The 19,563-nt window shown below is 68.0% G+C and carries 21 protein-coding genes; 8 read left to right on the top strand and 13 right to left on the bottom strand.

What is annotated here, in order from left to right; genetic code table 11:
* Positions 1 to 7: 7 nt before the first annotated feature.
* A complete protein-coding gene (locus ASD55_RS02520; RefSeq protein ID WP_056763493.1) occupies positions 8 to 937 on the bottom strand; it encodes a hypothetical protein in 930 nt (309 codons plus the stop codon).
* A gap of 295 nt (positions 938 to 1,232) precedes the next feature.
* Positions 1,233 to 2,129, bottom strand: coding sequence for an HAD family acid phosphatase (locus ASD55_RS02525; protein ID WP_056763495.1), 897 nt, complete (start codon positions 2,127 to 2,129; stop codon positions 1,233 to 1,235).
* 139 nt (positions 2,130 to 2,268) lie between these two features.
* Between ASD55_RS02525 and ASD55_RS02530 the strand changes: the two genes are divergently transcribed.
* The gene (locus tag ASD55_RS02530) at positions 2,269 to 3,300 is read left to right on the top strand and encodes an AI-2E family transporter (protein WP_056716042.1); all 1,032 of its coding nucleotides are present in this window, start codon (positions 2,269 to 2,271) and stop codon (positions 3,298 to 3,300) included.
* Between the two features lie 29 nt (positions 3,301 to 3,329).
* Here the strand turns inward: ASD55_RS02530 and ASD55_RS02535 are convergent, their stop codons facing one another.
* Positions 3,330 to 5,312: a UvrD-helicase domain-containing protein gene (locus ASD55_RS02535; protein ID WP_056763497.1), complete on the bottom strand. Its 1,983-nt coding sequence runs from the start codon at positions 5,310 to 5,312 to the stop codon at positions 3,330 to 3,332.
* A 104-nt stretch (positions 5,313 to 5,416) separates the two neighbouring features.
* Here ASD55_RS02535 and ASD55_RS02540 point away from each other — a divergent pair, with 104 nt between their 5' ends.
* The 3 genes from ASD55_RS02540 (at position 5,417) to ASD55_RS02550 (ending at position 8,338) form a co-directional block, all read left to right on the top strand.
* The gene (locus ASD55_RS02540; RefSeq protein WP_082542627.1) at positions 5,417 to 6,784 is read left to right on the top strand and encodes an NAD(P)/FAD-dependent oxidoreductase; all 1,368 of its coding nucleotides are present in this window, start codon (positions 5,417 to 5,419) and stop codon (positions 6,782 to 6,784) included.
* A gap of 128 nt (positions 6,785 to 6,912) precedes the next feature.
* Entirely contained in the window at positions 6,913 to 7,545 is a 633-nt protein-coding gene (locus tag ASD55_RS02545; protein ID WP_056716036.1) for a thymidine kinase, read from the top strand.
* A 22-nt stretch (positions 7,546 to 7,567) separates the two neighbouring features.
* Positions 7,568 to 8,338, top strand: coding sequence for a hypothetical protein (locus ASD55_RS02550; RefSeq protein ID WP_056763498.1), 771 nt, complete (start codon positions 7,568 to 7,570; stop codon positions 8,336 to 8,338).
* A 68-nt stretch (positions 8,339 to 8,406) separates the two neighbouring features.
* Here the strand turns inward: ASD55_RS02550 and ASD55_RS02555 are convergent, their stop codons facing one another.
* The 6 genes from ASD55_RS02555 to ASD55_RS02580 form a co-directional block, all read right to left on the bottom strand.
* Positions 8,407 to 9,006 (bottom strand): nitroreductase family protein, encoded by a 600-nt coding sequence (locus tag ASD55_RS02555; protein ID WP_056716030.1) that lies wholly within the window; start codon positions 9,004 to 9,006, stop codon positions 8,407 to 8,409.
* Between the two features lie 247 nt (positions 9,007 to 9,253).
* Positions 9,254 to 10,081 (bottom strand): bifunctional DNA-formamidopyrimidine glycosylase/DNA-(apurinic or apyrimidinic site) lyase, encoded by an 828-nt coding sequence (gene mutM, locus ASD55_RS02560; protein ID WP_056763500.1) that lies wholly within the window; start codon positions 10,079 to 10,081, stop codon positions 9,254 to 9,256.
* A 166-nt stretch (positions 10,082 to 10,247) separates the two neighbouring features.
* On the bottom strand, positions 10,248 to 10,745 hold the full coding sequence (locus ASD55_RS02565; RefSeq protein WP_056763502.1) for a hypothetical protein: 498 nt from the start codon (positions 10,743 to 10,745) through the stop codon (positions 10,248 to 10,250).
* 3 nt (positions 10,746 to 10,748) lie between these two features.
* A complete protein-coding gene (locus ASD55_RS02570) occupies positions 10,749 to 12,104 on the bottom strand; it encodes a GldG family protein (RefSeq protein ID WP_056763506.1) in 1,356 nt (451 codons plus the stop codon).
* Entirely contained in the window at positions 12,104 to 12,859 is a 756-nt protein-coding gene (locus ASD55_RS02575; protein ID WP_056763509.1) for an ABC transporter permease, read from the bottom strand. Before ASD55_RS02575 ends, ASD55_RS02570 begins: the two co-directional genes overlap by 1 nt.
* Positions 12,856 to 13,617 carry an ABC transporter ATP-binding protein gene (locus ASD55_RS02580; RefSeq protein WP_056716005.1) on the bottom strand — a complete coding sequence of 254 codons (762 nt, stop codon included), beginning with the start codon at positions 13,615 to 13,617 and terminating at the stop codon, positions 12,856 to 12,858. The genes ASD55_RS02575 and ASD55_RS02580 overlap by 4 nt, the downstream gene beginning before the upstream one ends.
* Before the next feature lie 163 nt (positions 13,618 to 13,780).
* Here ASD55_RS02580 and ASD55_RS02585 point away from each other — a divergent pair, with 163 nt between their 5' ends.
* Both ASD55_RS02585 and ASD55_RS02590 read left to right on the top strand, forming a co-directional pair.
* Positions 13,781 to 14,974, top strand: a complete 1,194-nt coding sequence (locus ASD55_RS02585; RefSeq protein WP_056716003.1) for a fatty acid desaturase — start codon at positions 13,781 to 13,783, stop codon at positions 14,972 to 14,974.
* Positions 14,975 to 15,050: 76 nt separating this feature from the next.
* Positions 15,051 to 16,163 (top strand): saccharopine dehydrogenase NADP-binding domain-containing protein, encoded by a 1,113-nt coding sequence (locus ASD55_RS02590; RefSeq protein WP_056763512.1) that lies wholly within the window; start codon positions 15,051 to 15,053, stop codon positions 16,161 to 16,163.
* Here the strand turns inward: ASD55_RS02590 and ASD55_RS02595 are convergent.
* From ASD55_RS02595 to rpmB, 4 genes are all read right to left on the bottom strand, one after another.
* The gene (locus tag ASD55_RS02595; protein WP_056763514.1) at positions 16,153 to 16,569 is read right to left on the bottom strand and encodes a thiol-disulfide oxidoreductase DCC family protein; all 417 of its coding nucleotides are present in this window, start codon (positions 16,567 to 16,569) and stop codon (positions 16,153 to 16,155) included. The genes ASD55_RS02590 and ASD55_RS02595 overlap by 11 nt on opposite strands.
* Entirely contained in the window at positions 16,559 to 17,134 is a 576-nt protein-coding gene (locus tag ASD55_RS02600) for a DUF4166 domain-containing protein (RefSeq protein ID WP_056763516.1), read from the bottom strand. Before ASD55_RS02600 ends, ASD55_RS02595 begins: the two co-directional genes overlap by 11 nt.
* An 89-nt stretch (positions 17,135 to 17,223) precedes the next feature.
* Positions 17,224 to 17,391: a 50S ribosomal protein L33 gene (gene rpmG / locus ASD55_RS02605; protein WP_007810357.1), complete on the bottom strand. Its 168-nt coding sequence runs from the start codon at positions 17,389 to 17,391 to the stop codon at positions 17,224 to 17,226.
* Positions 17,392 to 17,401: 10 nt separating this feature from the next.
* Entirely contained in the window at positions 17,402 to 17,638 is a 237-nt protein-coding gene (gene rpmB, locus ASD55_RS02610) for a 50S ribosomal protein L28 (RefSeq protein ID WP_007810354.1), read from the bottom strand.
* Positions 17,639 to 17,930: 292 nt separating this feature from the next.
* Here rpmB and secB point away from each other — a divergent pair, with 292 nt between their 5' ends.
* A complete protein-coding gene (gene secB / locus ASD55_RS02615; protein ID WP_007810352.1) occupies positions 17,931 to 18,434 on the top strand; it encodes a protein-export chaperone SecB in 504 nt (167 codons plus the stop codon).
* 9 nt (positions 18,435 to 18,443) lie between these two features.
* Entirely contained in the window at positions 18,444 to 19,469 is a 1,026-nt protein-coding gene (locus ASD55_RS02620) for an NAD(P)H-dependent glycerol-3-phosphate dehydrogenase (RefSeq protein WP_056763518.1), read from the top strand.
* Positions 19,470 to 19,563 lie beyond the last annotated feature (94 nt).

Consider the following 19,563-nt stretch of genomic DNA (forward strand, 5'->3'; position numbering starts at 1 on the left):
GGGCGGATCAGTCTTTCGTTACGGGGCTGGCCGCGGCGGCGACCGTGCCGGCCAGGGCCGCCTGCTGCTGCAGCCGGGCGTGCGAGCGGCGGGCATTCTCGAGCAGTTCCTCGTTGTACCAGCGACCGTTTTCCTCGACCATTTTCGCTTCGGCGGACAGTGGCTTGCCGAGCAGGGTGTAGTCGAGCTTCACCACGGCGTGGCCGTTGCTGTTCGTCACCGGGGTGAAGCGGACCGAGTCCAGCGTCTGATCGATCGACAGGCCGTAGATCGCCAGCAGCTGCTTGGCGCCCGCGTAGCCGGTCGCGTACCTGGTCATGGTGGCGTCGAAATCCAGGCCGCGCAGCTGGTCGGCATCCTTGATGTCCAGCTTGCGCGCGGTGGCCACGGCCACGCCGATCGCCTGCTTCGCATGGGCCGCGTCGAACCACGGGGCCTGCTGCGCCCACGGCAGCAAGGTGTCCAGCACGCTGCCGAGCTGGGCTTTCTGCGTCTCGCCCAGGCTCGGGCTCCGCGCGATGGAGCGCTTCAGGAGCGCCTCGCCCACGCTGATCAGCACCGGCAGCTGGTCCTGATATTGCTGTTGCATCTGCGTAAGTTTCGGCTGCAGCTCCGCATACAGCGTGTTCTCCGCGTCCGGGGCCGTCAGCTTGCGCAGGGTTTCGCTGAAGCGGGCGCGCTGCGCGGCGCTGTCCGGCTGGGCGTGGCGCTGTTGCAGGGTCCAGTCCGCGCGCATGTTGGCGTAGTCGGCCGGCGGCAGCAGGTGCTTCCACAGCCTGTTGATGTCACCGCTGCGGAGCAGGTCCACCGACGACTGCAGCGCCGCTTCCGGCGTGCTGCCGCCGGCCTGTTCCGGCTCGTCCTTGCCGTGGCAGCTGGCCAGCAGCAGGGTGGCGACGAGGGGCAGCAGGGCGTGACGCAGGACGGGCAGGCGCATCGAATCGGTTCTCGCGTGGGGAGCGGGCGCGGATGCGCCGCCTGGCGGGGTAGGCGCGCAGGGTAAGGGCCGTGACGAGGTCGAGACAAGCGCGGCTGCAGGTTTTTGCGAAGCCGCCAAAAGAAAACCCCGCGGGCGCTGGCCTCGCGGGGAAATCCGGCAGAGCCGGAAGGGAAATGGCCTTGCCTGCAAAGCACTTCGGTCAGCAGGTGTTGGCAGCGAGATATTAACGATTCGTCAAAGCTGAGGCAACACTTTTCTTTTGTGTTGTAACTTAATGATTTAAAAATGAAATTCAGTGCGTGCGCAAGGCCTCGATCTTCTTCTGGCGACGCTGTTCGGGCGAAGCGGACCAGTCGTTGTCGAACAGCGCCGGTTCCCACGAGCCGTAGGTGGGGTTGGGCAGCACGAACCAGCGCGTGCCGATCCACGGCAGGTAGTCGGCCACCGCCTTGCGCCGGCCGTCGAGCGTGTTCAGCGGCACGTCGACGAAGTCGCCGATCTGGTCGCCGAACTGCATCAGCACGCGATAGTGCCGGGCCACCAGCTGGCGGCGGCAACCCTTCTCCGAGCCGGCCTGTTCGCAGCCCTCGACCACGGTGCCCAGGCCCAGGAACGATTCCGGACCGGCGACCGGCAGGCCGGCCTTGCGCAGGTTGGCCAGGGTGACCTGGTCCAGATCCTTCGCGCGGTTGGAGATGTAGATCACCGCGATCCCGTGCTTCGCCGCAAACTGGGTGAACTCGACGGCGCCGGGCAGGGCGCGGGCAATGGCCTCGCGGCACCAGGCGGCCCATTCGGCCTCGTTGTATTCGCGGTTGCCCTGGATCATGCGGGCGGCGGACGGCGAGTTGTCCAGCACGGTTTCGTCGATGTCCAGGATCACGGCGGGCTTGAGGCCCTTCAGCGGCGTGGTGCGATCGTTGCGGCCCAGCGCATCCCAGTGGCGGTCACGCAGCGCGGCCAGCAGGCGCGACTGTGCGTCGCGGTAAGTCTGCAGGTAGATCAGGTCATGTTCGATCGCGTGCTGGCTCCACGCCACCGCATTGAGGTTGTCGTTGGCGGCGACCGTAGCCGTGGCGACAGGCACCGGCGCAGCAGGCGGCGTGACGGCCGCGTGCTGCGTGGGCGTGGCGGCGCAACCGGCCAGCAGGGCGAACGCGAGCAGGGTCGAGGGAAGACGCAGTGACATCGGGAATCCTTGGCAAGACGGACTGGAGCTGGTGCGGTAGGACAGCATGAACGGAGTCTACGACAGTCGCATGGCGGGGCTGGCCGCGGCGGCGGCCTGCTGACAGACTGGCGTCCCCGCCGCCACGACTTCACCCCGCATGGATTCTTCCCTGCCCGCCTCGCGCGCGCCTTCGCCGGCCATCCGTTACGCGAGCTACCTGCTGACCGCGGCGGCCCTGCTGCTGGTCATCGAAATCCACTTGCTGCCGGCACTGCTGGCCGGCCTGCTGGTGTTCGAACTGGTCCAGGCGATGGTGCCGCTGCTGGGCCGGCGCATTTCCGGCGATCGCGCCCGCGTGGTGGTGGTGGCGGTGCTGGGCGCCGTGGTGGTGGGCCTGCTGATCCTGCTGATCCTGGGTGCGATCAGCCTGTTCCACAACGAGATCGGCAACCCGCAGCTGTTGTGGCAGCAGCAGCTGATGCCGCTGGTGGAAAAGGCCCGCGCGCAGCTGCCGCCGCTGCTGGTGAACAACCTGCCCGACAGCGTGGACGACCTGCGCGTGGGCGCGATCGAACTGGCGCGCAAGCATGCGGCGACCCTGCAACTGGCCGGCAAGGGCGCGGTGCGGGTGTTCGTGCACATCATCATCGGCCTGGTGCTGGGCGCGATCGTGGCGCTCAGCCGCACCCGTCCCGCGCACCAGATGGGGCCGTTGTCAGCCGCGCTGAGCCAGCGTTGCCAGCGCCTGGCCGAGGCCTTCCACAACATCGTGTTCGCCCAGATCAAGATCTCGCTGATCAACACCGTGTTCACCGCGATCTTCCTGCTCGGCGTGCTGCCGTTGATGGGCATCCACGTGCCGCTGGCCAAGACCCTGGTGGTGGTGACCTTCGTGGTCGGCCTGCTGCCGGTGCTGGGCAACCTGATCTCCAACACCGCGATCGCGGTGGCGGGACTGTCCGTGTCGCTGGGTGTGGGCATCGCCGCGCTGGTGTTCCTGATCCTGATCCACAAGCTGGAATACTTCCTCAACGCGCGCATCGTGGGCACGCAGATCCGCGCCCGCGCCTGGGAGCTGCTGGTGGCCATGCTGCTGATGGAAGCCGCGTTCGGCCTGCCCGGGGTGATCGCCGCGCCGATCTACTACGCCTACCTGAAGAGCGAGCTGGAAGCGGAGAACCTGCTGTAACCGCGAGCGGGTGAATCCCGGGTCCCGACTCACCCGCCGGCCAGCATCGCCTTGATCCGCGCCATGTGCGATTCGGCGGTTTCGCGGGTCACTTCCTTGTCCGCTTCGGGGTCCTTGCCCTGCCAGTGCAGGTCCTCCTGCGGCAGCTCGTGCAGGAAGCGGCTGGGCTGGTTGCGGTGGACCTCGCCGTAGCGTTTGGTCTGCGCGCACCACGACAGCGTCAGCAGCTCCTTGGCACGGGTGATGCCCACGTACATCAGCCGGCGTTCTTCCTCGACGCGGCCTTCGTCGATCGCGCCTTCGTGCGGCAGGGTGCCGTCCTCGCAGCCGACGATGAAGACGAAGCGGAACTCCAGGCCTTTGGCCGCGTGCATCGTCATCATGCGCACCGCGTTGTCCGGCTCGTCGCGATCGGCGTGGCTGAGCAGGGCCAGTTGCGAGGCGAGGTCGCCCGCCGTGTTGCCACCTTTCTGCATCGCGCGGAACCAGCCGGCCAGTTCCTGCAGGTTGCCCAGCTTGCGATCGCGCGCGCTGGCGTCGGGCGTGCTGGCGATGATCTGCGCGGCGTAGCCGGTGCGTTTCAGGATCAGCTCGACCAGGTCGGCGGCATTCTCGTGCAGCGAGGCGCTGCGCAGTTCGTCCAGCAGATTCGCGAACGAGGCCAGCGCCGCGGCCGGGCGCGGGGTGAGCTGGCGCAGCACGCCGTCGCTGCGGGTGGCGTCGAGCAAGGACGAGTGGCGCGACTGCGCAAGCTGGCCCAGCTTCTCCAGCGTGGTCGCGCCGATCTCGCGTTTGGGCACGTTCACCACGCGCAGGAAGGCGGCGTCGTCGCTGGGATTGGTCAGCAGGCGCAGGTAGCACAGGATGTCCTTCACCTCGGCGCGGTCGAGGAAACTCAGCGCGCCGGTGAGGTGGTAGGGAATCCGCGCCAGGCGCAGTGCCTTTTCCAGCGGCCGCGCCTGGAAGTTGCCCCGGTACAGGATCGCCATGTCGTCCCAGCGCGCCTTGTGTTTCTCGGCCAGGGTGGTGGCGATCGCGGCCACGCGCTCGGCCTCGTGTTCGGCTTCCTTGCATTCCAGCACGCGAATCGGCGCGCCTTCGGGGTGCTCGCTCCACAGCTTCTTTTCGTGCAGGTGCGGGTTGTTGGCGATCAGCTTGTTGGCCGTGCGCAGGATGCGCTTGCCGCAGCGGTAGTTCTGCTCCAGCTTGATCACGCGCAGGTTGGGCCAGTCGCGGCCGAGCTGGTCGATGTTCTCCGGGTTGGCGCCGCGCCAGGCGTAGATCGACTGGTCGTCGTCGCCCACGCAGGTGATGCCGCCGCGCTCGCCGGTCAGCGCCTTCAGCAGGCGGTACTGTGCGTCATTGGTGTCCTGGTATTCGTCCACCAGCAGGTAGCGGAAACGTTCGCGCCACGCCTCGCGGCATTCGGCGTCGGACTCCAGGATGCGCAGCGGCAGCCGGATCAGGTCGTCGAAATCCACGGCGTTGAACGCGCTCAGGCGCTGCTGGTACAGGTCGTAGATGGTGGCGGCCTCGATCTCGCGCGGGCTGCGCGCGGCGGCCAGCGCCTCCTCCGGCGACAGGCCGCCATTCTTGGCGCGGCTGAGCAGGTTGCGGATGCCGAACAGCACGTCGTTCTTCACGCCCTTGGGCGCCAGCTCCTTGACGATGCCGCCGCTGTCGTCCGCGTCCAGCACCGAAAAGCCGCGGCGCAGGCCGGCGCGCGCGTGCTCGATCTGCAGGAACTTCAGGCCCAGCGCGTGGAAGGTGCTCACGGTGAGCGCGGCGGCGTCCTCGCTGCTGACCAGCTTCGCCACGCGCTCGCGCATCTCCTTCGCGGCCTTGTTGGTGAAGGTGATGGCGGCGATCTTGTGCGCACTGAGCTTGCGGCGCTGGATCAGGTACGCGATCTTCTGGGTGATCACGCTGGTCTTGCCGGAACCGGCGCCGGCCAGCACGAGCAGCGGCCCCTCGCAGTGTTCGACGGCGGCCTGTTGTTGGGGGTTGAGCATGGATCGGAACAGTGCGTGATGCGGAGGCCGATGTTAGCAGAGCCTCGCTGGCGCGCCGCCGCGCATCGGCCATAATCCGCCCACGACAGTCGCTGGGGAGAGGCATGGCGGAGCAGCAGGCAGAACAGCAGGCAGAGCAGCAGGCAGAGCAGCAGGTGGAACAGTGCGACGTGGTGGTGATCGGTGGCGGCCCGGGCGGCAGCACCGCGGCGACGCTGCTGGCGCGCAAGGGCTACAAGGTGATCGCGCTGGAGAAGGCGCATCACCCGCGTTTCCATATCGGCGAGTCGCTGCTGCCGATGAACCTGCCGGTGTTCGAGCGCCTCGGCGTGCTGGACAAGGTGCGCGCGATGGGCGTGTTCAAGCCCGGCGCCGATTTCGAGGCGGACAACGAACGCGGCTACAACACCTACGCGTTCGCCCGCGCGATCGGGCAGAGCCCGCCACATGCGTACCAGGTGTGGCGGCAGGATTTCGACAAGATGCTCTACGACCACGCCCGCGAATCCGGCGCCGATGCGCGCGAGGGCCACGAGGTGGTGCAGGTCGAGCAGCGCGGCGCCCGCGAGAGCTGGCTGGACGTGAAGACCGACCAGGGCGGCAGCTACGCGATCCAGGCCCGCTACGTGGTCGACGCCAGCGGCCGCGATGCCTTGCTGTCTTCGAAGAAGAAGCTGCGCCGCAAGAACGACCAGCACCAGAGCGCGGCGATCTTCGGCCACTTCCGCGGCGCCGAAACGCGCGCCGGCGAAGACGCGGGCAACATCAGCATCTACAGCTTCGGCTACGGCTGGATGTGGATGATCCCGCTGCCCGATGGCGTGATGAGCGCGGGCGCGGTGTGCCGGCCTGAGTATCTGAAGCAGCGCAAGGGCCGCAGCGTCGACTTCCTGCTCGATACCTTGAAGCTCAGCCCGGCGCTGTGGGCGCGCCTGCAGCATGCCGAGCTGGTCGACAACGAGGTGCGCGTCACCGGCAACTACTCCTACGACTCCACCTGCATGGGCGGGCCGGGCTGGATCCTGGTCGGCGACGCGTTCGCCTTCCTCGACCCGGTGTTTTCCTCCGGCGTGTACCTGGCGATGAGCGGCGCCGAGCAGGCGGCGGAGGTGGTTGACCAGGCGTTGCGCGAGCCGTCGCGCGAGCTGTCGCTGCTGCGCAAGCTGGAAAAGCGCCAGCGCGCCGGCATGGCCCGCTTCTCGTTCTTCATCTATCGCTTCAACGGCCCGGTGATGCAGCAGATGTTCCGCCAGCCCCGCAACACCTGGCAGCTGGAGCAGGGCGTGATCTCGATGCTGGCCGGCGACCTGTTCGACACGCCGAAGGTGCTGTGGCGCCTGCAGCTGTTCAAGCTGGTCTACGCGATCTGCGGCCTGCGCGACTGGCGCCGCTGGCGTGACGAGCACAGGTATCGGCTGGCGCAGGCGCGCTTGCGGTTCACCGGCGGCAATACGCCTTTGGACCGGGATTAGGAACGGGGAACGGTCGGGCGGCGGCTCTGGCAGTCCGGTGTCTGTGAGAAACTGGGCGGCGTGGTCTGGCCTCGGCGCTGCTCCTGCCGTTCCCTGTTCCCCGTTCCCATTCTCCAATCCCGGCACCCATGGCCAAGCTCTATTTCTATTACTCGGCGATGAACGCCGGCAAGACCACCACGCTGCTGCAGAGCGCATACAACTATCACGAGCGCGGCATGCGCACGCTGATCCTCACGCCGGCGCTGGACAACCGTTTCGGCGAGGGCGTGGTGGCTTCGCGGATCGGCCTGAAGGCGAATGCGCGCCGTTTCAGCAATGACGAGGACCTGTTTGCGCTGGTCGAGCAGGATATCGCGGCGCGCGGTGCGCTGAACTGCGTGTTCGTCGACGAGGCGCAGTTCCTCAGCAAGGCGCAGGTGTGGCAGATCAGCGACGTGGTCGACCGGCTGAACATCCCGGTGCTGGCCTACGGCCTGCGCACCGACTTTCGCGGCGAGCTGTTCGAGGGCAGCCGCCACCTGCTGGCCTGGGCCGACAACCTGGAAGAGATCAAGACGATCTGCCACACCGGCCGCAAGGCGACCATGGTGGTGCGCGTGGATGAGCACGGCCGTGCCGTCACCGACGGCCCGCAGGTTGAGATCGGCGGCAACGACCGCTATGTCTCGGTGAGCCGCGCCGAGTTCAAGAAGATCAGCGCGGGCGACGGCCGCATCGAGTTGCAGCAGACCGTGCTGCCGCTGGGCGAGCGCGAATGAAACGGACCATCAAGGAATCTGCATGAGCGAAGTCACCCCCGCCGTCAGCTGGCCGCGGCCGTACTGGCAGCCTGGCGAAGAAGAGGCCGTGCTGCAGTTCTATGTGTTCGGCAAGTTCGAGCCCGAGTTGCTGATCCCGTCGCCCCGCTATGGCAGCCCGGGCCTGCCCGCCGGTGTAGAGATCCAGCGTTTCCAGAACGCGGTGCTGCGGCAGTGGGAAGGCTATCCGCTGAATGGCGCCTTGGGCCAGCTGATCAGGGAAGACACGCCGGCGGCGTACGAGAACGCGCGCATCGCGCCCGAGGTGCTGGTGGTGCGTGGCGTGCTCAAGGACGCGGACTCCCTGGACTACCTGCGCGACACGCTGGGCGTGCTGGCCGGCATGCTCGACGTGGGCGGCACGGCGATCCTCGATCCGCAGATCCTCACCCTGTTCGACGCCGACCACTGGCGCCGCCACTACCTGGTGAAGGACGGCGCGCCGCCGCGCAACCACGTGCTGATCCTGCGCAGCGGCGGGAAAGCGGCCGATCGGTCGTGGATACACACCCGCGGCATGCGCAAGTTCGGCCGTCCGGACCTCAGCCTGCACAACGTGCCCGAGGGCGACATCGATCGCGCCGGCGTGCTGTGCGAACGACTGGTGGAACTGTTGTCGCTGGGCGCGAACTTCGCCGCCGGCCAGGAACTGGAGGTCGACGGCCTGGCCGAAGGCCTGGTCGCGCAACCCGGCGGCAGCCTCGACGATCCGGATTTCAACAACACCCACATCGCGTTCCACTGGCCGCAGTAAGCGCCGCCACGGCAGCAACGACAAAGGGCGACACCGAAGTGTCGCCCTTCTTGCGTCAGTAGGACGGCTTAGCCCTTGACGATGAAACGCTGGCTGTCGTCCATGAAGGCCTTCTCGCCGAAGCCGCCTTCGTGCGAACCGAACGGCATCTGCGCGCGCAGTTTCCAGGTCGCCGGCACATTCCATTCCTGGCGGGTCGCCTCGTCCGCCACCGGGTTGTAGTGCTGCAGGCTGGCGCCCACGCCGGCCTCGGTCAGCGCCAGCCACACGGCGAACTGGGCCATGCCGCCGGCCTGTTCGGACCACACCGGGAAGTTGTCCGCGTACAGGGCGAACTGCTCCTGCAGACCCTTCACCACCGACTGGTCCTCATAGAACAGCACCGTGCCGACGCCGGCGGCGAAGCTGTCGAGCTTGGCGGCGGTGGGGGCGAAGGCGTCGGCCGGCACGATCCTGCTCAGCTCGGCCTTGGTCAGCGCCCAGAACTTCTCGCTCTGCTCGCCGAACAGGATCACGGCGCGCGAACTCTGCGAATTGAACGACGACGGCGTATGCCGGATGGCTTCCTTGATGCGCTGGGTCAGCGCGTCCTTGTCCAGCGACACGTTCTTGCCCAGCGCGTACTGGGTGCGGCGCTGCTTGAGCGATTCGATCAGGGTGCTGTTCATGGGGATTCCTCGGGCAATGGGGTCAATGCATGGGAATCGCGGATTGGAGAAGGCTTGTTACGGAAACAGTGCCGGATGGCCGTGTTGTCCTTTGTGACTAGGGAAAAGTTCCGCCTCGTCGCCTTCATCGCTGTATTTCGCGATCCATGGCGAACATGTTAGGCCCGGAAATCGGCCTGGCTAGCCGGCGGCTCGTGGTTAGTCTGTTTCTAGAACGAAACAATGAGCGGGCAGGTACCGGCCTGCTTCAGCGCTGGCAGTGCGGACACCAGAACGTCGAGCGCTGGCCCAGGGTGACTTGGCGGATCGGCGTGTTGCACACCCGGCAGGGTTCGCCGGCGCGGCCATAGACCATCAGCTCGCGGAAGAAATAGCCGGGTGCGCCGTCGGGGCTGATGAAGTCGCGCAAGGTGGTGCCACCGCGCTCGATGGCCCAGGCCAGCAGGCGCTTCACCTCGGCTGCCAGTCGTGCGTAGCGTGCCCGTGAGACCTTGCCCGCGGCGAGCCGAGGATCGATGCCGGCGTAGAACAGCGCCTCGCTGGCGTAGATGTTGCCCACGCCCACCACGACGGCGTTGTCCATCAGGAACAGTTTCACCGCCGCCGTGCGTCCGCGCGACAGGTGCCACATCAGGTCGCCGTCGAAGGCGTCGGTCAGCGGTTCCGGCCCCAGCTTCGCCAGCAGTTCGTGGGTCTCGCCGGGCGCCTGCCACAGCAGGCAGCCGAAGCGGCGCGGGTCGGTGAAGCGCAGGATGCGCGGCGCCTGCGCCGTCATGCGTTCCAGCGCGATGTCCACGTGATCGTGCTTGCCGATGGGCGCGTCCGGTGGCAGCACGCGCAGCACGCCGGTCATGCCCAGGTGCAGCAGCGCGCTGCCGGCTTCGGTGTGCAGCAGCAGGTATTTCGCCCGGCGTTCCACCGCGTCGATGCGCTGGCCGGGCAGCACGGAGCTGATCTCCGGCGGAATCGGCCAGCGCAGGTCGGGGCGACGCAGGGTCACCCCGGTCACGCGCCGGCCGATCAGGTACGGTGCGATGCCGCGACGGGTGGTTTCGACTTCGGGCAGTTCGGGCACGTTCGATCCGGTCGCTCAGAGTTTGTGAAGAAAACCACTTCCTGTGGTTTTTCTCTATTGCACGTCCGGTACGCGCCCGGACGTGCTCACACGAATCAGTCATTTACATGACTGATTCGCGCCCGGCCATCCGTGGCCGGCCTGAGAGGTTGAAGCTCACAACCTCTCAGTGCAGCTCGGTCACGGCGATGGCCGGCGATCGCGGCATGTAGCGCGACGACACCAGCGCCACGCGATCGCCCACCCGCACGTAATGCTGCGGCCCGGTGACCGAGCTTTCACCGAACTCGAGCTTTTCGCCATCCAGCACCAGCACCGCACGCGGCGGCTGCAGGCCGATCTTCGCCGGATCGAAATCGCTGGCCGGGCGCCAGCTCAGCACATGGGCGGCGGCGATGCCGGCGAGATCGTCGAGGCGGTCGTCGTTGGCGACGCGGCCGGGCGTGCCGTCGGTGCGCCACCAGTGGCCGTCGTCGTGCTTGCGGTAATCCAGCGGGGTGGCGCCCCGCAGGGTGAGGCTGATCTGCGTGATGGTCGCCGGGTCCAGCGTGGTCAGCGGGCCGGTTTCCCGGCTGGCATCACGCTGCAGTTGCCAACCGGCCACGCCGAGCAGGACCAGCACGCCCAACACCAGGAACAACTTGCCACGCTGCGCGCGCTTCATCGCTCAGCGCCGCCGCCGACGCCACACGATGGCGCCGCCGATCAGCAGCAACAGCAGCGGCAGCGCGATCAGGAAGCCGAAGCTCAGCGTGTTGAGTTCGCCCTGCGAGATCTGCAGCAACCGGTCCGGCGCGCCCCGCGGGGGCAGGTTGACCAGCTTGTCGTCGCCGAGCAGCCAGTCGAACACGCGTTCGCCCAGCGCGCGATTGCCGCCATTGCCCAGGTAGGTGTTGGACAGGAAATCGCCGTCGCCGATCACCACCGCGCGCTGCTCGCTCTTGTCCGGGCTGGGCGACAGCCGGCTCAGGGCGAAGCCGAAATCCAGCGGACCTTTCAGCTCGCCCACGTCGGCATCGAAACGGATGTCGGACGACTTCGCGTTGTCGATCGGCTGGAACTCGGTCCAGCTTTGCGCGCTGGAACGCAGGAACGGCGCGAACGCCCAGCCGCTCTGGTCGAGCTGCGCCAGCGCGGAGGTCTGCGGAAACAGCGTGGTCAGGCTGAAGCCGCGGGTGATCGCCTGCGCCGGGTAGTCGCCCAGGGTGATCAGGCGCGGGTCGTGCAAGCCCAGCGCGGCGCCCGAACCGTCGACCAGCACGCCGGGCAGCACGCGCACGCCCAGCGCAGCGGCCAGCGGCCTGAGGCCGAGATCGTCGTTGGCCGGTTCGGCCAGCCACAGCAGGTTGCCGCCGTTGGCCACGTAGTTGACCAGCGCCTGCACCGCCGCCGGCGGCAGCGCCACTTCCGGACTGGCCAGCACCACCAGGTCGGTGTGCTCGGGCACGGCGCCGACCTGGCTGAAGTTCAGCGGCACCGCGCGCATGCCGCGGCTTTCCAGCTGGGTGATGAAGGTGCCCAGGTCGCCATTGCCCTGGCCGTCGGCACGCCGCTCGCCGTCGCCGGTGACGAAGGCCACGATGCGGTCGCGGCCGCGCAGCAACCGTTCCAGCGCATTGGTGAGGCTGCGCTCGGACAACTCGTCCAGGCGTTGCTCGCGATCCTGGTAGTGCAGGATCAGCGCGCCGTCGACCGTGATGCCCAGCTCGCGCATCTTCGCCGGGTCCAGTTGCGGGTCGACGAAGCGCAGCGTGAGGTCGGGCTTCACCGCCTGGTAGCGCTGCAGGAAGCCGGCCACGGTCTGGCGCAGGTCGCCCTGCGGCCGCGCGTAGCTGACGATTTCCACCGGGCCCTGCAGCTGCGCCAGCACGGCGCGACTTTCCGCCGACAGGCTGGTGCGGCCGTTGGCGGTCCAGTCGGACTGCTTCGCGTAACGGGCCGAGAGATAGCCCAGCGCGGCGAAGGCCAGCACCAGCAGCGCGGCAAACAGCCAGCCGTCCAGACGTCTGAACAGGTTTCGCATCAGCCACGCTCCCGGTCGGCGGCGAGCCGGCGCGTCGCCAGCGCCAGCGACAGCGCGGCCAGCAACACGAACCACGCGACGTCGGCGCTGGACACCAGTCCGCGCAGCAGCGGCTGCAGGTGCGAGCTCATCGCCAGCCAGTTGATCGCGCCGCCGTTGATGCCGGCCAGTTGCGCGCCCAGGTTCACGCTCCACAGCGCCAGCGCGATGACCAGGGCGGCAGCCGCCGCAATCGCCGGATGCGAGGCGAAGCTGGAGCAGGCCACCGAGATCGCCGCCAGCGTGGCCAGCATCAGGGCGAGGCCCAGGCTGGCGGCGGCCAGCTTGCCCCAGTCGAAGTGGGTGGCGTGCACCAGCACCAGCGGCATCGCCAGGGTCAGTGCCAGCCACAACAGCAGCCAGCCGAGCAGGGCCAGGTACTTGCCCAGCACGATGCGCGAAGCGGGCACGCCCGCGGCGAACATCAGCGGCAAGGTGCCGTTGCGACGCTCGCCGGCGATCACCGACATGCCCAGCAGCGGCACCACCAGGAAGGCCAGCTGGGCGAGCTGGCCCAGCAGCGGCACGCCGACCAGGTCGACGAAGCCGGGGCCGTCAGGCTGGGCGGCGCGCTGGATCTGGCCGGCCAGGAAGATGCCCAGCAGCAGGGTGAAGTTCCAGGCCAGCCAGGCCAGCGTCAACGCCGCCAGCACCCAGGCCAGCGGGCGCACCAGCAACCGGCGCCATTCCAGTCGTGCCACCGCAAGCAGGGTCATGCAGCCTGCGCCTTGTCGCTGCCGTTCATCGCAATCCCGAAGAAGGTCTGTTCCAGTGCCGCGTGGTCGTCGGCCAGCACGGCGCCGTCATGGCGCAGCGTGCCCTCGTGCAGGATCGCCACGCGATCGCACACCGCGGTCACCTCGGCCAGCAGGTGGGTGGACAGGATCACCGCGGTGCCGGCGGCGGCCTGCTCGCGGATCAGCGCGCGCAAGGCGGCGACCTGCACCGGATCGAGCGCGTTGGCCGGTTCGTCCAGCACCAGCAGGGCCGGGCGATGCAGCAGCGCGCAGGCCAGCCCCAGCCGCTGGCGCTGGCCTTGCGACAGCACGCCGGCCAGGCGCCGGGCCAGTGGCTGCAGTTCCAGTCGCTCGATGATTGCGTTGCGGGCCGCGCGCAGGTCGCTGCCGTTCATGCCGCGCAAGCGTCCGTGCGCGTCCAGGTGCTCTTCCACCGTGAGCTCGGCCCACACCGGCGCGCGCTCGGGCAGCCAGCCGATCTGGTGGCGGGCGAGTTCCGGATATTCGAGGAAATCCTCGCCGTTCAGCTGGATGCCGCCGCTGTCCGGACGCAGCGCGCCGGCGATCATCGACAAGGTGGTCGACTTGCCGGCGCCGTTGACGCCCAGCAGGCCCATCACCTCGCCGCTTCTCAGCGCCAGGCTGAGCTCGCGCACGGCCTGGCGGCCGGCGCGTCGGCGGCTGAGGCGATCCAGTTGCAGCACGGTCTTGGGTGAGGCCGGAACGATGGTGGTCATTGCCTGATTGTCATGGCGCCCCCATCCTGAAACAACAGGCGCGTGAATAACGCCGCCTTAGCTTCCACGGCTTGACCAACTGCTATCATTCGTGGTTCGCAACATGCTGGTGGGTACGGAAGCCCCTGATTTACACTGACTTGTCCCTCATCCGGTGCCTTCCATGCTCGACGCGGTAATCAATTTCCTCAACGATGGTCTGACCGGCGCAAGCTGGGGCCAGATCGCCGTGTACATGCTGGTGATGACCCAGCTCACCATCTTCACGGTGACCCTGTACCTGCATCGCAGCCAGACCCATCGCGGCGTGGATTTCCACCCGGCGCTGGCGCACTTCTTCCGTTTCTGGGGCTGGCTCACCACCGGCATGGTCACCCGCGAGTGGGTGGCGGTGCATCGCAAGCACCACGCCAAGGTCGAGACCGCGGACGATCCGCACAGCCCGATGATCTACGGCATCAAGAAGGTGTTCTGGGATGGCGTGTCGCTGTACCGCGACGCCTGCGAGAACAAGCAGGACATGGAGCAGTACGGCCGCGGCACCCCCGACGACTGGGTCGAGAAGCACGTCTACGGCGCGCATCCGTATTGGGGCCCGACCCTGATGCTGTTCATCAGCGTGGCGCTGTTCGGCGTGATCGGTGCGGCGCTGTGGGCGCTGCAGATGGTGTGGATTCCGTTCTGGGCCGCCGGTTTCGTCAACGGCATCGGCCACTGGGCCGGCTATCGCAACTTCGAAAGTGCGGACACCGCGCGCAACCTGATCCCGTGGGCGTTCTGGATCGGCGGCGAAGAGCTGCACAACAACCATCACGCGTTCCCCAGCTCGGCCAAGTTCGCCCTGCGCAAGTGGGAATTCGACATCGGCTGGGCGGCGATCTGCGGCCTGCGTGCGGTGGGCCTGGCCAAGGTGCTGCGCGTGGCGCCCACCCTCGACATCCGCCCGAACGTGCGCCTGCCCGATGCCGAAACGCTGAAGGCCGTGCTGACCCATCGCTTCCAGGCGATGACCGACTACTACCGCGGCGTGATCCTGCCGACCATCGCCGAAGAAGCGCAGCATGCCGGCGAAAGCCTGAAGTCCACCCCGCGTCGCCTGCGTCGCGCGCTGGCCGACGGTGGCCGCTGGCTGGACAGCGAAGGCCGCGACCGCATGCAGGCGGTGCTGGCCAGGCGTCCGACGCTGGCCACCGTGGTCGAGTTCCGCAGCCGCCTGGTGGCGCTGATGGAGCAGCGCGGTGCCGAGCAGGCGCTGAAGGGCCTGCAGCAGTGGATTCACGAAGCCGAGGAAAGCGGCATCCGGGCACTGCAGGAATTCGCCCAGCGGCTGAAGGGCTACGGCGTGGCCACGGCCTGATCGGAAGCCAGCATGTTTCAGCAGAACCCGCCGTCCGGCGGGTTTTGTTTTTCGGGGATCGGCACGAGGGAAGCGGATGGCCTTGCGCGTAGTGTTGATCGGCGCCACCGGCGTGTTCGGTTCGCGCATCGCCAGCCAGCTGGCGGGCGATCCGCGCTTTCAGCTGGTCGTCGCCGGCCGACGGGCGCAGAGCCTGGCGGCGCTGCGTGATGCACTGGGCGATGCCTCGGTGCAGGTGGCTGCGCTCGACGTGGCCGCGCCGGGTCTGGCCGATGCGCTGGCCGCGTTGCGGCCGCAACTGGTGATCCACGCGGCCGGTCCGTTCCAGCAACAGGACTATCGGGTGGCCGAGGCCTGCTTGGCCTGCGCCAGCGACTACATCGACCTTGCCGACGGACGCGACTTCGTCGGCGGCATGAGCCGTCTGGACGACCGTGCACGGGAAGCCGGCCGCCTGCTGGTCAGCGGTGCCTCCACGGTGCCGGCGCTGAGCAGCGCGGTGGTGGATGGCCTGCTGCCGCGCTTCGCCACGCTGGACGTGATCGAGCACGCGATCAGCCCCGGCAACCGCACGCCCCGTGGCGACGCCACGGTGGCGGCGATCCTGGGTTATTGCGGCCGCCCGGTGGAACTGTGGCGCGACGGTCGCTGGCAGCGGGGCCACGGCTGGATGCTGACGCGGCGCCCGCGGTTTTCGTTCGGCCCGCGCTGGGTCGGCTTGTGCGATGTGCCGGATCTGGCCCTGTTCCCGTTGCGCTATCCCGGCGTGCGCACGGTGATCTTCCGGGCGGGGCTGGAGCTGAAGCTTCTGCACTTCGGCACGCTGGCCGCGGCGTGGCTGGTGCGGCTGGGACTGCTGCGCGACCTGGCCCGCCACGCCACGCGCCTGCGCCGGATCAGCGAGTGGTTCCTCGGTGCGGGCAGCGACGTCGGCGGCATGCTGGTGGAACTGGGCGGGCGCGACACGCAAAGGCGGGCGCTGAAGTTGCGCTGGTCGTTGCGCGCGGCTGCTGGCGATGGCCCGCAGATTCCCGCCACACCCGCGGTGGTGCTGGCGCGCAAGCTGGCCGACGGCAGCCTGTCGGCGCGCGGAGCGATGCCGTGCATGGGCCTGTTCACGCTCGACGAGGCGCTTGAAGCACTCGATGGCTTCGCGATCGAAACGCAGCTGGCAACGCTTACGGGCTGAAACGCGCGCGTTGCTCCGGCGTGGGCACGAAGCAGCTGCGGCTCTGTCCGAAGATCCGGTAGCGGTGGCGGGCCACGAAGCGGTAGGCCGGGTCGCCGAGCCAGCGCGGCACCCGATGCAGCGCATGGCCCAGCCAGCGCCAGCGACGCTGGCCCAGGCTGCGCAGGATCTGCACGATCGCCCGGGTGTCGGTGTAGCCGCGATGGTCTTCGACCAGCAGGAACGACAGCGGCGAGTCCGGGTCCAGCCCGTGCACCAGCAGCAGGGCGCGGCCGTGCTCCGACTGCATCGCGGCGAAGTGATAGCGCGATGCGCGATCGTGCTTCAGCAGGAAGCGCACCCAGCGACTGCACAGCAGGCAGACGCCGTCGAACACGATCACCGGCGCGGCGGTTTCAGCCTTCATCCGGAGCCGCCCCGGCTTGCGAAGGTTCCAGCCAGCCGTGATAGGCGACCAGCTGGCCCAGCCAAGGCAGCCGCGCGTCGACGCTGAACTGGTAGCGACCGTCACGGATGCCGCTGCGCGAAAGCACCTGGCCGCGCAGCGCCCGCGGGCAGGGCAGGCCGAGGAAGTGCACGCTGCGCAGCTGCCAGTCGATCGCGTCGCCGTCCTGGCGCAGGGCGAAACCCAGCCGGGCCGGCCCCAGCGTTTCGAACAGCAGGGGCGAGCCGTTGCACCGGCCCAGCGTGGAGCGCATCTGCCGAGTGGCGAAACGGCGCGTCCAGATTTCGCGGTCGTCGCGGCGTTCGATGGTCAGTGCCAGTGCCTGTGCCGGGCCTGGCGACGGCAAGCCCAACAGCCGGCGCAACCAGCGTGCGGGCAGGCGGCGGTCGCCGGTGATGTCGGCCAGGCCGCTGGCCTGCAACCGTGGCGACGAGCCGTGCATGGCCTGCACCGCCGCTGGCAACTGTCGCCAGCTCTCGTCGCCGAGCAGCTCGGGAAACAATGCGATCAATGGGGCGGGACTCATCCGGTGATGATGCGTGGCAGTCGCCGGCCCGGCAAGCAGGCAAAAGAAAACCCGCCACGGGGGCGGGTTCTCTTCGGGGCGGCGATCAATTACTTGATCTTGCCTTCCTTGTACATCACGTGCTTGCGAACCACCGGATCGTACTTCTTGAACTCGAACTTTTCCGGGGTGTTCTTCTTGTTCTTCTGCGTGGTGTAGAAGTGACCGGTGCCGGCCGTGGAGATCATGCGGATCTTGTCTTGGGTCTTGTTAGCCATGGTTTGATCCTCAGACCTTTTCGCCGCGGGCGCGCATGTCGGCAATCACGGCCTCGATGCCATTCTTGTCGATGGTGCGCAGGGCGTTGTTGGAAACGCGCAGCTTGATCCAGCGGTTCTCGCTGGCCACCCAGAAACGACGCTCATGCAGGTTGGGCAACCAGCGGCGACGGGTACGGTTGTTGGCGTGCGAGACGTTGTTGCCGCTCATCACACCCTTACCGGTGACTTGACATACACGGGCCATGACGACCTCCGTAAATTTTTTTGACACCCGTTGGCCAGGGTGTGATCGGCCCAGCGGCGCCATGCGCCACGCGATGCTGGAGGTCTTGCGTCGCGTGAGCGTGAGGTCCGTACCGCGTGGCGGACCGCCCGGAAGCACCGGGTCGACAGAGGCGAGCCGCGTATTCTCGCAGAAAAACAGCGCCCTGCGCAATCTTTGCCGCGTTTGGCGGTTCCCGTCGGCGTGCGCGCGGCGGGGATGTATGGAACAATCGTCCTCTTTTATTCAAACGACCCGACTCGAGGAACGCCCGATGGCACAAGAGATCACCAACGACCAGGCCAACGGCCAGTCCAGTCAGCCGCAGCTGGTGATGCAGAAGATCTACGTGAAGGACGTGTCCTTCGAGGCGCCGAACGCGCCGCAGATCTTCCAGGAGATCGACGAGAAGGACCAGCCGCAGGTGCAGCTGAACCTGGGCCAGAAGGCCACCGATCTGGGCAACAACATGTACGAAGTGGTGCTCAGCCTGACCCTGACCTGCACCATCGGCCAGCGCACCGCGTATCTGGCGGAAGTGGAGCAGGCCGGCGTGTTCGGCATCGCCGGCTTCAGCGAGGCCGACCAGGCCGGCATCATCGGCAGCTACTGCCCGAACCTGCTGTTCCCGTACGCCCGCCAGGTGATTTCGTCGCTGGTGCTGGAAGGCGGTTTCCCGCCGTTCCTGCTGCAGCCGATCAACTTCGATGCGCTGTTCGCCGAACAGCAGCGCCGCGCGATGGGCGGCGACGAAGCCCCGGCCACGCTGAACAGCTGAGTCCGGCCCATGCCTGACCACCCGAAGCTGACCGTTCTCGGCGCCGGCTCCTGGGGCACTGCGCTGGCGGCCCTGATCGCACGCAACGGCGTGCCGACCACCTTGTGGGGGCGCGACGCCGGGGCGCTGGCGGCGATGACGGCCGCTCGCGTCAACCAGCGCTACCTGCCGGACATCGAGCTGCCTGAGCAGCTGGGCTACGAAAGCGACCTGGCCCGCGCGGTGCGCGGCGCCGGCATCGTGCTGATCGTGGTGCCCAGCCATGCCTTCGCCAGCATGCTGGACGAACTGGCACCGCTGCTCGATGCGGATACCGCGATCGCCTGGGCCACCAAGGGCTTCGAGCCGGGCACCGGCCGCTTCCTGCACGAACTGGTGGCCGAGAAGCTGCCCGGTCGCGCGGCCGCTGTGGTCACCGGGCCCTCGTTTGCGAAAGAAGTGGCGTCCGGCCTGCCCAGCGCCGTTACCGTGCACTCGGACGATGCGGCGTTCGCGCAGCAACTGGCGACCCTGCTGCACGCGCCCAACCTGCGCGCGTATTCCGGCGGCGACGTGCTGGGCGCCGAGCTTGGCGGCGCGATGAAGAACGTGCTGGCGGTGGCCACCGGCATCGCCGACGGCATGGACCTGGGCCTCAACGCCCGCGCCGGCCTGATCACCCGCGGCATGAACGAGATGCTGCGGCTGGGCGTGGCGCTGGGCGCGCGGCCGGAAACCCTGATCGGGCTTTCCGGCCTGGGCGACCTGGTGCTGACCTGCACCGGCGACCTGTCGCGCAACCGCCGGCTGGGCTTGGCGCTGGGCCAGGGCATCGCGATCGACGAAGCGGTGCGCCGGATCGGCCAGGTGGTGGAGAGCATCCTCACCGCCGACGAGGTGGCGCGACTGGCCGACAAGCACGCCCTGGACCTGCCGATCAGTGCCGGCGTGCGCGCCGTGCTGCATGGCGAGGTCACTCCGGTGGAAGGGCTCAAGGCGCTGATGGCGCGCGAGCAGAAGCCGGAATATCCGCACGGGCTGTTCGGCAACGCCTGATTCCCCCCGCGCACCGGTCCGCATTGGCCGGGGATGCGATCGCAACGGTCGCATCCTGCCCGCGCGCTGCTAAGCTCAATGTTTTGGTCATCGC

This window comes from Rhodanobacter sp. Root561 (genome assembly GCF_001427365.1).
Lineage (GTDB): Bacteria > Pseudomonadota > Gammaproteobacteria > Xanthomonadales > Rhodanobacteraceae > Rhodanobacter.